Source organism: Leisingera sp. S2M4 (assembly GCF_055398055.1).
Genome location: NZ_AP040863.1, coordinates 53,914 through 67,684 on the forward strand (window position 1 = coordinate 53,914; position 13,771 = coordinate 67,684).

Here is a 13,771-nt window from a genome sequence, read left to right on the forward strand (position 1 = left end):
GGGCACGCCGCCCGGATTGTCTTTCACGTTACTCAGAGCAGGAAGGTACGCTATGAGCGACGCGCCTCAGCAGACCAGCCCCGAACTCACGGCCGAGGAACTGGCCGCGATCGAGAAGAAATACGACGAAGGCGCCGCCACGCGCGAGGTCTCCACCCGGTTCAGCGCCTTCCTGCGCTATGTCGCGCTGGCCTTTGCAGGCTATCACTACCTCACCGCCGGCTTTGCGCTGCCGCCGGACTATTGGCACATGGGCTGGCACCTGTCGGGGCTGTTCATCCTGATCTATGCGCTGTTCCCGCATCTGAAGAGCAAGACCGCCTTTGACCTGAAAACAGGCGCCTTTCACCTGGGCGGGGTGCCGTTCCTGGATGTGCTACTGATGGTGCTGGGCACCGCCTCGGCGCTCTATCTCGGCTTTGCCTGGCACGGCATCCCGATGCTGGGCATCGAAGAGCAGACCTTCCGGATGGGAAACCCCAACAGCTATGACATGGTGTTCGGCTGCATCCTGATTGTGCTGGTGCTGGACATCGCCCGGCGCACGCTGGGCTGGATCCTGCCGCTGATCATCTGCGTGTTCATCGCCTATGCGCTGTTCGGGCCGGTGTTTCCGGGCATCCTGCAGCATCCGGGCGTCAAGTTCCGCACCTTCGTGTCGTCGATGTATTTCCCGCAGGAAGGCATCTTCGGGGTGACGCTGTGGGTGGTATCGACCATCGTCTTCCACTTCGTGCTGTTCGGCGTCATCGCGCAGCGCACCGGGCTGGGGCAGCTGTTCATCGACAACGCCACCATCTTGGCGGGCCGCTACACCGGCGGGCCGGCCAAGGTCTCGGTGGTGTCCTCTGCCTTTTTTGGTACCATTTCCGGCTCCTCGGTGGCCAACACCGTCTCTACCGGCGCGCTCACCATCCCCAACATGAAACGGCTAGGCTACCCGGGTCATTTCGCGGGCGGGGTTGAGGCGGCGGCATCGGCCGGGGGCCAGATCACCCCGCCGATCATGGGGGCCGCGGCCTTCATAATGGCGGAATTTCTGGAGGTGCCCTACACCACCATCGTGATCGCGGCGATCTTCCCGGCGCTGCTGCATTACACCGGCGTCTTTGCCGTGGTGCATCTGATGGCGCGCCGCCTGGGCCTGAAGGGCATGTCCAAGGACATGCTGCCCAAGCTGGGCGCGGTCTGGTGCGACGGCTGGGCTAACCTGGTGCCGCTGGTCGGCCTGCTGACGGTGCTGTTCTCCGGTTACACGCCCTATATGTCCGCCTTCTGCGGCATATCGCTGGCGCTGATTGCAGGCATGAGCCGGATGAAGGCGCCGCTGACCCTGGCCTATCCGACCGCCTTCATTGCCTTTGTGCTGTGGAAATACGTCGGCGGCGGTTTCGATCTGCCGATGTCGCTCTTGCTGATGGGCGGCGCGGTGCTGGCCTGTTTCAACCCGCAGGAGCGCACCACCATGCCGGAGATGGCGGACACGCTGGAGACCGGTGTTAAATACGCGTTGGCGGTCGGCGCGGCCTCGGCGGCGGTCGGCATCGTGATCGGGGTGATCAACACCACCGGCGTCGGCTTCCGCATCGGCTTCATGGTGACGCAGGCGGCGGCCAATCTGGGCGGCGATCTGCACGGTCTGTTCAGCATCGGCAGCTTCGAGCTGTTCAGCGTCGAGGACCTGACCCTGTTCATCAGCCTTGTCTTCATCGCCATCGCCTGCATCCTGATGGGGGCCGGGGTGCCGACCACGGCGCTGTACATCATGCTGGTGTCGGTGGCGCAGCCCGCGCTGGCGCAGCTCGGCATTCCGCCGATCGCCAGCCATATGTTCGTGCTCTACTACGGGGTGGTGGCGGAGATCACGCCGCCGGTCTGCACCTCGGCCTATGCGGCGGCGGCGATTGCCAACTCCAACCCGTTCCGCACCGGCCTGTCGGCGTTCTCGCTGGGGCTGGGCAAGGTGGTGGCGCCGATGGCCTTTGTCTATGCGCCGGTGCTGCTGTTCGTCTCCTCTACCGGCTTCGACTTTGTTGAGTTCACCTACACAGCGGCGAGCTGCATCGCCGGGGTGGTGGCGCTGTCGGCGGCGGTTGTCGGCTACTGGCTGGCCCCGATGGGCATGGTGTTCCGTATCCTGCTGGCGCTGGCCGGGCTGATCTTCATCGCGCCGTCTCTGCAGGCGGATTTGGCAGCGCTGGTGGTTGCCAGCCCGGCTATCATCAGCCAGCTGCTGCATGCGCTGCAGGCCAAGGCGGAGGCGGCCTGAACACCATGAATGATCAAGTCACGATCCTGGGCGCCGGTGCAGTCGGCCTCTGCACCGCGCTCTCCCTGGCCGGGCGCGGTGTGCCGGTGCGGCTCATCGACCGCGGCGAACCGGGGCAGGAAACCTCCTCGGGCAACGCGGGGGTGATCTCGCCCTGGTCCTTCATCCCGCAGTCGCTGCCGGGGATCTGGAAGAAGCTGCCGGACCTGATGTTCGGCGCCTATCAGCCGCTGAGCGTGAGGGCCGGCTATTGGCCGCGGATGGTGCCCTGGGGGCTTTCGTTCCTGCGCAACAGCTCGGCGCAGCGGGTGCAGGAGATCGCGGATGCGATGGAACCGCTGTGCATGCCCTCGGTGGATCTGTACCGGCGGCACCTGGAGGGCACCGGGCAGGAGCATCTGGTGCAGGACTGCGCCTATGTGCATGCCTACCGGAAGGACGGCAGGAATCTGCTGCAGGCGATCGACTACCGCATCCGGGCCGACAAGGGCGCCCGGCTGGAGCTGGTCGGGCAGGACGAGCTGCGGCGCATCGAGCCGGCCCTGTCGCCCGGCTTCAAGTCGGCGGTGCTGATCCACGGCCAGGCGCGGGCGCTGTCGCCAGGGCAGATCATGGCGGCGCTGGCGGCAAAGGCGGAGCGGCTGGGCATCGAGATCCTGCAGGCGCCGGTTGACGGGCTGCGGCGCGGCGAGGGCGGCTGGCGGATCACCTGCGGCGCGCAGACCTACGCGGCGCGGCGGGTGGTGGTTGCCATGGGGGCCTGGTCGGCGGAGCTGCTGAAGCCGCTGGGCATCGCGGTGCCGCTGGCCAGCGAGCGCGGCTATCACATCGAGTTTCCCGAGGCGGGCATCGAGTTGAACAATTCGGTCATGGATACGGATGCGAAATTCGTCGCCAGCTCAATGACGGGCGGGCTGCGGGTGGCCGGGCAAGCGGAGTTTGCGGCAATCGACGCGCCGCAGGACAGCCGCAAGCAGGCGCGGATGCAGGCGCAGGCCAAGGCGGCGTTTCCCGATCTGGTGACCGCGTCGCCGAAATTCTGGATGGGCCGCCGCCCGTCGTTTCCTGACACGCTGCCGATGATCGGTGAATTCGGCGGGCACGCGGGGCTTTACGCGGGTTTCGGCCATTCCCACTACGGCCTGATGATGGCCCCCAAAACCGGCGAGCTGCTGGCCGACATGCTGACCGGGCGGACCCCGAACATTGATTGCGGCCCTTATGCCACAGGGCGGTTCTGAGGTCGGAAAGGATTTTCTGTTATGATCAGTCAACCGGACAGCGCTCCCATCGGCCTTTTGTGCCTGGACACCCATTTTGCTAAGCCGCCGGGCCATATCCGCTGCACCAGCAGCCTGCCGTTCCCGGTACTTAAGGCGGTGGTCAAGGGCACCACCATCGCCGAGTTGCTGGAGCGCCCCAGCCTGGAGTTCTTTGCGCCGTTCCTGGTTGCCGCGCGGGAGTTGGAGCAAGCGGGATGCGCCGCAATCACCGGCAGTTGCGGTTTCATGGCGCTCTATCAGCAAGAGCTGGCGGAACAGGTTTCTGTTCCGGTGTTTTCCTCCAGCCTGATCCAGATCCCGCTGATGCACCAGATGGCGGGGCGGCGGGGCAGGGTGGGGGTAATCACCGCCCGCGCCTCTGCGCTGACGCCTGCGCATTTTGCGGCGGTTGGGGCGGGGGAGGCCCCTGTGGCGGTCATCGGAATGGAGGATAGGCAGGAGTTTTCCGAGGTCATCCTTCACAGCAAGCGGACCGCGATAGACGAAGAGAAACTGACAGCGGAGCTGGCGGCGGCAGGGCGGCAATTGCTGGAGCAGGCGCCGGATGTCACGTCGGTCGTGCTGGAATGCACTGATCTGCCGCCGTATGCGCACGCGCTGCAGGCAGCCATAGGCCTGCCGGTTGCGGATCTGACGACCCTGGCCGCGATGGCGCATTCGATCACCGTCCGGCGCCGTTTCTCTGGGCGTGTTCAATACGATTAGTCCAAGGAGCTGCGGCTTCGATCCAGCACCTTCGGGTACTGAAAGCGTCATCGACGGCAGCAAGAAAACCGTTCATGTCTGTAACAACGATAATCTGCAGGGCTGTTTCTGATCAGGTCAGGCCGAGAAGCGGCTCAAGGTATGAAACGCTAGGAATGCCAGACATGCTCTGCCGTCCTCTTGCAAGAAATGCGCTAATGTTAAGATTGGAAAAGACAAGGCTTCCCGAATTGTGAGGGTTCATCCCGTTTTTGAGACACGCAGACGCAGTGAACGGAAGAATTGGCGGGCTGCGCCGGAGCAAAACACCTCTGCTGGTTGCGTCAAACGGCTGTGCTTGTAAAATCCGTTTCCTGCGCACGGCAGAGGTAAGAGGTTGCCTGAACAGGGTTTGCAACGAATGGCGACGGAGCCGTAAATTATCGGGCTTGAATGAAACAGTGTCCAAATCCTGCTCCCGCAACCAAAGGTCACGACAAAGCCTCCGCAAAAAGCGGGGGCTTCTTCGTGTTCGGGCCCGCCGCACCCGCCGCCAGCCGCAGCAGCCCGGCCAGATCTCCTTTCAGGATCAGATCCAGGCCAGTGCCTTCCGCCGCGGGCATCAGCACGATCCGCCCGACCAGCGCCTCCTTGGCATCCTCCATGCCCTCGGCCGTGCCAAGGGACCTGATCAGCCGCGAGACCCGCTCCCGGTAGGCCTCCGCCATCGACGGGTGAAACACCACCGTGTCCGGGGCAGGGGTATGCGCCAGCTCCCGTTCCAGCAGCTGGCGCCGCGTGTCGAGCTCGATCATCCGGTCTTTGACCTGCTCCGCGGGCACGCCCGCGAGGATCGCATCCACCAGCTTCTGATGATCCCGTTTTGCGCGGGCCAGTACCTGTTCCTTTTCCTTGCGGCTCCCGGCGGCTGCCGCCTTCAGCCGGTTGCGCTCGGCTGTGTATTCTTCGCAGAAGACCTGCACCGCGTCCGGATCCATCAGGTGGTTCGCCAGTGCATCCAGCACCCGGGCTTCCAGGTCGTCCTGTTTGATCGTGCGCTTGTTGTTGCAGACCGCGGCTCCTTTGTTCCGCGCCGGGGAACAGCCGAAGCTGTTCTTGGAGATCTTGGCAAAGCCGCCTCCGCAGAAGCCGCAGGCCATCAGGCCGGAAAACAAGGTTTTGGGGCGGCGTGTTTGACGTCAGCGCCAATGGGACAATTTAGGGTGATTTGATAAGAGAGGGTTTCTGGCACATCGTAACCACCAAGGAGTGGAGATGAGACAGAAACCCGGAACACGCAAGAGCCACGGCGAGAAGGTCGTCAAGGACATCCGCCGCGCCACCCGGAAGCAGTATTCAGGTCAAGAGAAGATCAGGATCGTGCTGGACGGCCTTAAGGGCGAAGACAGCATTGCCGAGTTGTGCCGACGTGAGGGCATTGCACAGAGCCTCTACTACAGCTGGCTTAAGGAGTTCCTCGAAGCTGGGAAGAAGCGCCTGGCGGGTGATACGGCGCGTGCTGCGACATCGACCGAGGTCAAAGATCTGCGCCGTGAGGCTCGCGATCTGAAGGAAGTGGTTGCGGAGCAGGCCCTTGAACTGCGACTGCTCAAAAAAGGCATGATCGCGGATGGGGACGACGACGAATGAGATATCCCGCATCGGAGGAACTGGAGATTATCCGCCTCGTCGAAGGGTCGCATCTCCCGACCAACCGCAGGCTGGACAAGCTGAGCATCCCGAGGACGACTTTCTATCGTTGGTACGAACGGTATCAATCCGGCGCTCCTGAGGCGCTTGAGGACCGCCGCCCCAAGCCGTCACGGGTCTGGAACCGTATTCCCGAGCCTGTTCGCGAGACGGTCAAGGATCTGGCCCTGAAGGAAAACGATCTGTCGCCGCGTGAGTTGGCCGTTCAGTTCACTGACACGGAGAAGTATTTCGCGTCAGAGGCTTCGGTCTACCGCATCCTCAAATCCTGCGATCCGATCACCAGCCCGGCCTATGTGGTTCTGGCGGCGGCAGACGAGTTCAAAGACAAGACAACGCGTCCGTACGAGCATTGGCAAACTGACTTCACCTACCTGAAGGTTATCGGCTGGGGCTGGTTCTATCTGTCGACCATCCTCGATGACTACAGCCGCTACATCATCGCCTGGACGCTTTGCACGACAATGAAGTCAGGCGATGTCACCGACACCCTCGACTTGGCGCTGCAGGCTTCGGGGTGTGACCAGGCAACCGTCCTGCACAAGCCGCGCCTGCTCTCGGACAACGGGTCGAGTTACATCTCGGGTGAACTGGCCGACTGGCTGGAAGACCGGCAGATGGATCATGTCCAAGGTGCCCCATATCATCCGCAAACCCAGGGCAAGATCGAGCGATGGCACCAGACCCTAAAGAACCGCATCTTGCTGGAAAACTACGACCTGCCCGGTGATCTCAGGCAACAGATCGACGCCTTTGTCGACCACGACAACCACCGGCGCTATCACCAGAGCCTGCAAAACCTCACTCCGGCGGATGTCTATTTCGGGCGCGGCCAGACCATCCTGAAACAGCGAGAAAGGATCAAACGAAGGACCCTCGAAACCCGGCGTTTGCTTCACCGCAAATCCGCCGCATAATCAAACCAACAAGATGCGCCAAGCCCTCTCTTAGATCAGGCTGCCATCTGCCCCACAATCCCTGACGACGGACATCAAACCGGACCAGTCAGGTGCGGCTGATCAAGTGGAATATATTCTCGTTGGCCTGCTCATTGTGCCGTTCTCCCTGTCTGATCAAAGTCGGGCATACAGGACCAATGAAGCTTGACTGGCCTATTTTTGGAACACTGCCATTAGGCCGGTAGCGCGAATGGGGATTGCCGAGTGGCGGGCGGTTCAGGTGAAGCTGGCGATGGTTTTCAGCGCGCCGTCCAGCGCCTCCCCCTTTTCGTCCTGCAAGGCGGCTTCGCGCAGCCGGGCCACCCACTCGGGGCCGTCCTCGCGCGCCTGCACCATGCGGGCGCCTTCCAGCACGCGGGCAAACTTGCCGAGGCCCCGGGCGTGGGTGTCGGAGTAGCCCTTGATCAGGCGGCGGCAGCGGATCACCTCCACCGCCATGCCGTAGCGGTCTGGCAGGTAGCCCATCGCCATCGCGAGCCATTCCTCCAGATGCGCCTGCTCCACCGCGTGGCGGCGGGTGCGGCGGCGCCAGAACTTGAGCCCGCCCAACATGTAGAGCATCAGGAAGCCGCGCAGGCTGTCGGTGCGGATGCGGCGGCCCTTGCTGAACAGCTTCTCCAGCCGCGCCATCTGCCGCGGGCTGGCCTCGACCCTGGCGCCTAGCCCGGCAGGCAGCAGGCTCGCGATCTCCTCGGCCCGCGGGTGCAGGTAGTCGGTGAGTGTCATCAGCTTGCCGTCTGCCTTCATCTCCTCCTCGATCCGGCCGAAGCGGCTGCTGCGGGTCTTGAGGTCGGCAACCCGGATCACGTCGTCATAGGCCATGGCATTGGCGATGTATTTCGCGGCCTCGCGGCTCAGCTCATATCCGTGGTCCGCGCTGTCCATGGCCAGCACCTCATCGAGGCGGGAGAGGTATTCGCGGCCATACGCCAGGTCCTGGAACTCCACCACCTTCTGCAGGCCGGGCAGGGCCATCTCCTGCACCGCCTCCGGCATCTCCGCCACGCGCGTCGCCAGCTTTTGCCACTTGCGCAGCTTGCCCGCGGGGCCTTGCGGCTGCGCGGGGCCCGCGGGTGCGGGGGCTTCCGCGGGCCGCGGCTCGCCCTGCTGCGCCAGGTCGAACCCGGCGGCAAAGGCGCGCAGGCTGGGTTCCACGCCCTTGCCCGCGGCGCGGATCGCATCCTCGAAGGCTGCGCGCGGGAAGGGCAGGGCGCCGGAGCCTGCAAGCGCGCCGAAGAGCGAGGCGGAAATCACCGATCCGGCCCCGGTTGCGGCGCGCTCCATATCGGCCATCACCAGCTTGCGCGCCGCGGTCTCGGCCGCCGCGCGCACTTCGGAAGCATCGGCCATACCGTCGCCCGGCACCATCTTCTCAGATACAGCCAGCGCGCGGTGGGTGGAGGCGATGAGCGTGGTGCGGTCGGGTGTCACGAAGCCGCGCAGGATCGACCGGCCGGCCTCCATCATCTCCGCCGCGATCATGATATCGACGTCGCCGGGCGCAGGCGCGAGGGAGAACACCGGGTTTTTGACCGTGCCCGGCGCCATCTCGATGTAGTAGATCGTGGCACCGGTGCGCTGGGCGACGCCCGCGACGCTGGTGGCCTGCGCGCTGTAGCCTTGGGCGCGGGCCAGCGCCTCGATCCAGCTTGTCAGCACCCCGCCGCCCTGGCCGCCAACGGCAAGGATGGCGAGCTTGATCACCTCTGCGGCCGCAGGCTGGCTGCCTTGCGGGTTGATGGGCAGTTCCAAAGTCATCAGGCGGCCTCCCCCGCGTCATTGCCGGCGAAGGTGAGCTGCCGTGCGCTGCGGCGTGCCTGCAGCCAGGCGATCACCCGGCTGCGCAGGCCCGCCCGGCGGCGCTCCCGCTCGGAGGGGTTATGCACCACCCGCGCCTCGTAGAACGACGGGCAGAGGATCGCCGCATCGGCCACCTCGCCGCAGTTGCCGCAGCCGACACAGGTTTGGTCGATATGCGCCACCGGGTCGTCGCGCAGCGGGTCGTCCAGCTTCTTCAGCGACAGCGACGGGCAGCCCGAAAGCCGGATGCAGGCGTGATCGCCGGTGCAGACGTCCTCATCGACGCCGAAGCGGGGGATCTCCACCCGCGCGCCGTCCTTGATCGCCTTGTTGCGCTGGGGCTTCTCGCGGCGCTGCCGGTTCAGCATGCATTCCGAGGAGGCGACGATCACCTTGGGCCCGTCGTAATCGGTGGTCAGTGCCTCGCGGATGGTGGCGCGCATCTTTGTGACGTCATAGGTCCGGTCGATCTGCCGGATCCATTTGACGCCGGCACCTTCCAGCGCCTTGGTGATCGGGTTGTTGGTGGACTTGCTGGCGTTCTTGGCGCGGCTTGACGGGATGTCCTGCCCGCCGGTCGCGGCGGAATAGTAGTTGTCGACGATGATCGCCACGCTGTCCGACTTGTTGAACACCATGTTGCCGATCGACGTGCTGAGCCCGTTGTGCCAGAAGCCGCCGTCACCGAGGATCGAGATCGCGCGCTTCTCCCCGCCGCCGTCGAATGCCGCGTTGGACGCAGGCCCCAGCCCGTAGCCCATGGTCTGCCCGCCGATCTCGAACGGCGGCAGCGCGGCGAACAGGTGGCAGCCGATGTCGGCGGAGATCTGATGCTTGCCCAATTCCTGCTCGACCAGCTTCATCGAGGCAAAGATTGGCCGCTCCGGGCAGCCGGTGCAGAACCCCGGCGGGCGGATCGGCACGGTCTGGCTCAGATCCGGGATCTCGGGCGCGGGCGCATTGGGCGCGCGCACCTGGCCGGGCAGCAGGTGGGCCGCGTATTTGCGGAAGAAATCATCCAGCCCGTCCATCATCACCTGGCCGGTGTATTCGCCCGCCTTGGGGAAGATGCCCTTGCCTTCGAGCTTGGTCGCGCTGCCGGCCTTGAACAGCATGTTGCCAAGCTGCTGCTCGATGAACTCCGGCTGGCCTTCTTCCACCATCAGGACCGCGTCCTTGCCGTCGCAGAAGTCCAGAAGGTCGCTGTGCACCAGCGGGTAGGCCACGTTCATCACGTAAAGCGGCACCTCGGTATTGCCGCTGAGATCGGCCAGCCCCAGCCGCTGCAGGGCGCGAATCACGCTGTTGTACATGCCGCCGAGGCAGATCAGCCCGACCTTGCCGTCCTTTGGCCCGAAGCGCTCGTTCAGCCCGTTGTCGAGGATGTATTTCTCCGCTGCGGGCCAGCGGTTTTCGATCTTGTCGAGCTCGTGCTGGTAGGACATCGGCGGCAGAACCACGCGGGCGAAGTCGCGCTGCGGATTGGCCAGCGCGTCGCGCACGGTGAGCGGTGGGCGCAGGTTGTCGCGGCACTTGAAACTGCCGGTCACGTGGCAGGAGCGGATCCGCACCATCAGCATCACCGGCGTGTTCGACGCTTCCGACAGGGCAAAGCCGTCGCCAACCGACTTCACGATCGACGGCAGGTTGGGGCGCGGGTCCAGGAGCCAGAACTGCGACTTCATCGCAAAGGCATAAGACCGCTCCTGCATGATCGAGGAGCCTTCGCCGTAATCCTCCCCCACGATCACCAGCGCGCCGCCGGTCACGCCGGAGGAGGCGAGGTTCGCCAGCGCGTCGGACGCTACGTTGACCCCGACCGAGCCCTTGAAGGTCACCGCGCCGCGGATCGGGTAGTGGACGGAGGCCGCAAGCATCGCCGCGGCGGCGGCCTCGGAGGCATTGGCCTCGTAACGCACGCCCAGCTCGCCCAGCAGCTCCTCGGCATCGGCCAGCACATCCATCAGATGCGAGATCGGCGCACCCTGGTAGCCGCCGACATAGCCCACGCCATTCTCCAGAAGAGCCTTGGTGATAGCCAGGATGCCCTCACCGGTGAAGGTATGCCCCTCACCCTTGCGCAGATGTTCGACCTCTGCCTTGAACGACCTTTCGGCCATCGGCTCCTCCCTGGGTAGTTTGGTGTTCTCTTAGATCTGGTGCACCCGCACGTTGCGCAGGATGGTTTGCAGCGTGGCGGTGAACTGGCGCCGTTCCTCCAGCCCGATGCCTTCGAACATCTGCTGGTAGGCAGCGGCGACATGCGGCCACAGCTTGTCATGGGTGGCGCGGCCGTCAGCGGTGAGGAAGACGCGGGTGGCGCGGCTGTCGTCCGGGTCCGGGCGGCGTTCGATCAGCCCGTCGCGTGCCAGCTGGTCGAGCGAGCGGCTGAGCGTCGATTGCTCCACCACCGCATAGACCGCCAGTTCGCGGATCAGCAGCCCGTCGAGCACCGACAGCACCGCCAGCGTCCGCATCTGCGCGGTGGTCAGCCCCAGCGCTGCCATTTCGGTGCGCAAGCTGGCGTTGTAGCGCCCCATGATGCGGTTCATCAGGTAGGGCGGGAAGTTCTCCAGCCCGATTTCGCCAAGCCGTGGCAGCGGGGCCTGCGGCTGCGCCTCTGGCTGGTCCGACGGTTTGCCCTTGGTGTTCTCGTTCATGCGCCCATCCTCTTTGCCAGGTTGTACCCTGACCCGCCGCCAAGGCCGGGTCCCGGGTGGGTCGAGGCCCCGATCAGCGAAAGGCCCTTCACACCCGTGGCGTTATTGACCGATTGCGGGAAGGGGCGCCAGACAAAGAACTGGTCGAGCGTGCAGGCACCGCCATAGGGGTCGCCGCCTGCGAGGTTCATGTTGAGCGATTGCAGGTCGGCGGGCGAATAGGCGCGCCGGGCCAGCTTGATTTGGTCGAAATTGGCGATGTGGCGGGCGAGGATCGCCTCAATGCGGTCGGCAAAGCCTTCGCGGGTGGCCTCGGTCCACTCAGGGCTTGTGGCGATTTCGCCCGCGGCGTCACCCTTGATGACGCGCGGCGCATCCGGGATCTGCAGCCAGAGGATGGCCTTGCCATCGGGGCAGCGGGAGGGGTCGAGCCTGTGCGGCTGGCCCACGCAGATGGTCGGGGTTTCCGGCAGCATGCCGCGCTCCGCCTCGTTTGCGGATTTCGACACGCTGTCGATCCCGTCGGCGAGGTGAATGAGTGCCACGTCCTCCAGCCCCTCGGCGCGCCACTCGGGCTCCGCGTCGAGCGCGTAGTGAAGCTGGAAGTTGCCGCGCCCGTGGCGGAAGCTGCGCAGCGGTTCCGGGGCCATTTCTTCCGGCAGCAGGCGGCCATAGAGCTGCCCCGGCGTGACCGAGGCAATGACAGACGCACCGCGGATCGTCCCGCCCTCCGCGGTCTCCACCCCGCAGGCGCGGCCGCCTTCGGTGAGGATGCGGGTGACATCGGTGCCGGTGCGGATCTCGCCGCCGTTGGCCAGGATCAGCCGGTGGAACGCCGCCGCCGCGGCACCCGCGCCGCCCTTCACCACCGGCGCGCCGGCCGCTTCCAGGGCAAAGGCGATAACCCGGCCCATCTGGCCGGAATAGGTCGCCTCCGGCGTCAGCCCGCAATGCAGCACCCAGGGCGCCCAGAGTGCCTGGACATCGGCGCTGCTGTAGGAGGCCTCCAGCCAGCCGCGCGCGGGCTGCAGCGCCGCGCCCCCCCAAGCTTTCAGACCATTCAGCCCGCGTTTCCACGCCTGTTTCGCCACCAGCTTCGCGGTGTGGCGCGACCACAGCGGCCCGCTCAGGAGGCCGAAGAGGAACTCCGCATCCGCCTCGATCCCGCGCACGTCGCGGGCGTGGGCATCGCCATCGCCGGGGGCGAGCGCATTGAGGCCCGCGACATTGGCGGCGCGGTCCGTGGTCAGCACAGTGGCGCGCCCGTTCGGGCGCAGCACGGCGGTGGGGCTGGGCGTGTGGCAGAACTCCAGCCCGTGCTTGCACAGATCCTCCGCCAGCTCGGCATAGGCAGGCGAAGTGAGGAACAGCACGAAGGTCGCCGCCATCACGTCATGATAGAAGTCCGGCACCGTGATCTCGTCGGTGCGCATGCAGCCGCCAATCCGGTTCGAGCGTTCCAGCATCAGCACCCGCTGCCCCTTGCGGGACAGCAGTGCCGCGGCCACCAGCGCGTTGATGCCGGAGCCGATGATGATATGCGGGGCGGCGGCCATACGGCGTCAGCCCTTGGGCACCAGCGCCAGCGCGCGGATCGGGCTGCCGGTGCCGCGCGCGATCTTCAGGGGCGCCGCAATCAGGATCGCGCCCTTGGCGGGCAGCTTGTCGAGATTGGCAAGCGACGCGAGCCCGAAGCAGTTGTCGCGGTGCAAGAGGTTGTGCGCCGGGTAGGGCGGATCCATCAGCCCGGCCTGGCCCGCATCGGTGCCGATGCACTGGCTGCCCCAGCCGACGATGCCCTTGGACAGGAGGTACTCCACCGCATCCGGCGTCGGCCCGGGGCTGTGCGGCCCCTCGGCGTCGGCGTTGAGGAACAGCGCCTCGTCACTTGCTCGTTTGTCCCAGTCGGTGCGCATCACCACCCATTCGCCCTTGCCGATCTCGCCGTGCTCGGCTTCCCAGGCCTTGATGAGATCGGAGGTGAGCAGGAAGTCCGCTTTCTCCGCGCTTTCCGTCGAACAGTCGATCACGTTCACCGGCGCCACCAGCCGCTGCACGTCCAGCGTGTCGGTGTAGCCGTCGGCATAGTCCTTGCCGGTGATCCAATGGTGCGGCGCGTCGAAATGCGTGCCCGAGTGCTCGCCCAGCTTTAGCCAGTTCCAGGCGAAGAACGGGCCGTCTGCATCGTATTCGCTGATCTTGTGGATCTCGACCTTGGGGGTGTTCCTGGCGAAATCCTCCGGCAGCTGCAGGATCGGTGTGTCCGGCCCCAGGGTGCCGGAGCAGTCCACTACTTCGATTTCACCCGAAAGAATCTTGGCGCCAAATTCCGCCAACGCGTTGTTTGAAGTCATTTTATCTCTCCTGTTGCCCGCGGTCTGGCGCCGCTTTTTGCATCGCAATAAA

General features: G+C 65.2%; 10 protein-coding genes. 4 read left to right on the forward strand and 6 right to left on the reverse strand.

Features of this window, described 5'->3' with window-relative positions; all coding sequences use genetic code 11:
• The first annotated feature begins 52 nt into the window (after nucleotides 1-52).
• From ACZ52D_RS19205 to ACZ52D_RS19215, 3 genes are read left to right on the forward strand one after another with little or no spacing between them, the layout of a single operon-like run.
• A complete protein-coding gene (locus tag ACZ52D_RS19205; RefSeq protein WP_464443702.1) occupies nucleotides 53-2,269 on the forward strand; it encodes a TRAP transporter permease in 2,217 nt (738 codons plus the stop codon).
• A 5-nt stretch (nucleotides 2,270-2,274) separates the two neighbouring features.
• The gene (locus ACZ52D_RS19210) at nucleotides 2,275-3,510 is read left to right on the forward strand and encodes an NAD(P)/FAD-dependent oxidoreductase (protein ID WP_464443703.1); all 1,236 of its coding nucleotides are present in this window, start codon (nucleotides 2,275-2,277) and stop codon (nucleotides 3,508-3,510) included.
• Between the two features lie 21 nt (nucleotides 3,511-3,531).
• Complete coding sequence (locus tag ACZ52D_RS19215) at nucleotides 3,532-4,257, forward strand: aspartate/glutamate racemase family protein (RefSeq protein WP_464443704.1); 726 nt, start codon at nucleotides 3,532-3,534, stop codon at nucleotides 4,255-4,257.
• A gap of 470 nt (nucleotides 4,258-4,727) precedes the next feature.
• On the opposite strand, the gene ACZ52D_RS19220 is transcribed toward ACZ52D_RS19215, so the two are convergent.
• Nucleotides 4,728-5,411, reverse strand: coding sequence for a recombinase zinc ribbon domain-containing protein (locus tag ACZ52D_RS19220; protein ID WP_464443705.1), 684 nt, complete (start codon nucleotides 5,409-5,411; stop codon nucleotides 4,728-4,730).
• Between the two features lie 100 nt (nucleotides 5,412-5,511).
• Between ACZ52D_RS19220 and ACZ52D_RS19225 the strand changes: the two genes are divergently transcribed.
• Nucleotides 5,512-6,863, forward strand: a protein-coding gene (locus tag ACZ52D_RS19225; RefSeq protein WP_464443706.1) for an IS3 family transposase whose coding sequence is annotated in 2 segments (ribosomal slippage) — nucleotides 5,512-5,854 and nucleotides 5,854-6,863 — 1,353 coding nt in all. Because the reading frame shifts where the segments join, the coding sequence is not laid out codon by codon here.
• Between the two features lie 258 nt (nucleotides 6,864-7,121).
• Here the strand turns inward: ACZ52D_RS19225 and ACZ52D_RS19230 are convergent.
• From ACZ52D_RS19230 to ACZ52D_RS19250, 5 genes are read right to left on the reverse strand one after another with little or no spacing between them, the layout of a single operon-like run.
• Complete coding sequence (locus ACZ52D_RS19230; protein ID WP_464443707.1) at nucleotides 7,122-8,663, reverse strand: indolepyruvate oxidoreductase subunit beta family protein; 1,542 nt, start codon at nucleotides 8,661-8,663, stop codon at nucleotides 7,122-7,124.
• Nucleotides 8,663-10,825, reverse strand: coding sequence for a thiamine pyrophosphate-dependent enzyme (locus tag ACZ52D_RS19235; RefSeq protein ID WP_464443708.1), 2,163 nt, complete (start codon nucleotides 10,823-10,825; stop codon nucleotides 8,663-8,665). The genes ACZ52D_RS19230 and ACZ52D_RS19235 overlap by 1 nt, the downstream gene beginning before the upstream one ends.
• Before the next feature lie 30 nt (nucleotides 10,826-10,855).
• A complete protein-coding gene (locus ACZ52D_RS19240; protein ID WP_464443709.1) occupies nucleotides 10,856-11,365 on the reverse strand; it encodes a MarR family winged helix-turn-helix transcriptional regulator in 510 nt (169 codons plus the stop codon).
• Complete coding sequence (locus ACZ52D_RS19245) at nucleotides 11,362-12,921, reverse strand: phytoene desaturase family protein (protein ID WP_464443710.1); 1,560 nt, start codon at nucleotides 12,919-12,921, stop codon at nucleotides 11,362-11,364. Before ACZ52D_RS19245 ends, ACZ52D_RS19240 begins: the two co-directional genes overlap by 4 nt.
• 6 nt (nucleotides 12,922-12,927) lie before the next feature.
• Nucleotides 12,928-13,719, reverse strand: coding sequence for a cyclase family protein (locus ACZ52D_RS19250; RefSeq protein ID WP_464443711.1), 792 nt, complete (start codon nucleotides 13,717-13,719; stop codon nucleotides 12,928-12,930).
• Nucleotides 13,720-13,771: the final 52 nt, after the last annotated feature.

Bases quoted from the DNA above. Each gene is read 5' to 3' on its own strand.
- ACZ52D_RS19230 (WP_464443707.1), bottom strand. From the start codon at position 8,663: ATGACTTTGGAACTGCCCATCAACCCGCAAGGCAGCCAGCCTGCGGCC.
- ACZ52D_RS19210 (WP_464443703.1), top strand. From the start codon at position 2,275: ATGAATGATCAAGTCACGATCCTGGGCGCCGGTGCAGTCGGCCTCTGC.
- ACZ52D_RS19235 (WP_464443708.1), bottom strand. From the start codon at position 10,825: ATGGCCGAAAGGTCGTTCAAGGCAGAGGTCGAACATCTGCGCAAGGGT.
- ACZ52D_RS19240 (WP_464443709.1), bottom strand. From the start codon at position 11,365: ATGAACGAGAACACCAAGGGCAAACCGTCGGACCAGCCAGAGGCGCAG.
- ACZ52D_RS19250 (WP_464443711.1), bottom strand. From the start codon at position 13,719: ATGACTTCAAACAACGCGTTGGCGGAATTTGGCGCCAAGATTCTTTCG.
- ACZ52D_RS19245 (WP_464443710.1), bottom strand. From the start codon at position 12,921: ATGGCCGCCGCCCCGCATATCATCATCGGCTCCGGCATCAACGCGCTG.
- ACZ52D_RS19205 (WP_464443702.1), top strand. From the start codon at position 53: ATGAGCGACGCGCCTCAGCAGACCAGCCCCGAACTCACGGCCGAGGAA.
- ACZ52D_RS19215 (WP_464443704.1), top strand. From the start codon at position 3,532: ATGATCAGTCAACCGGACAGCGCTCCCATCGGCCTTTTGTGCCTGGAC.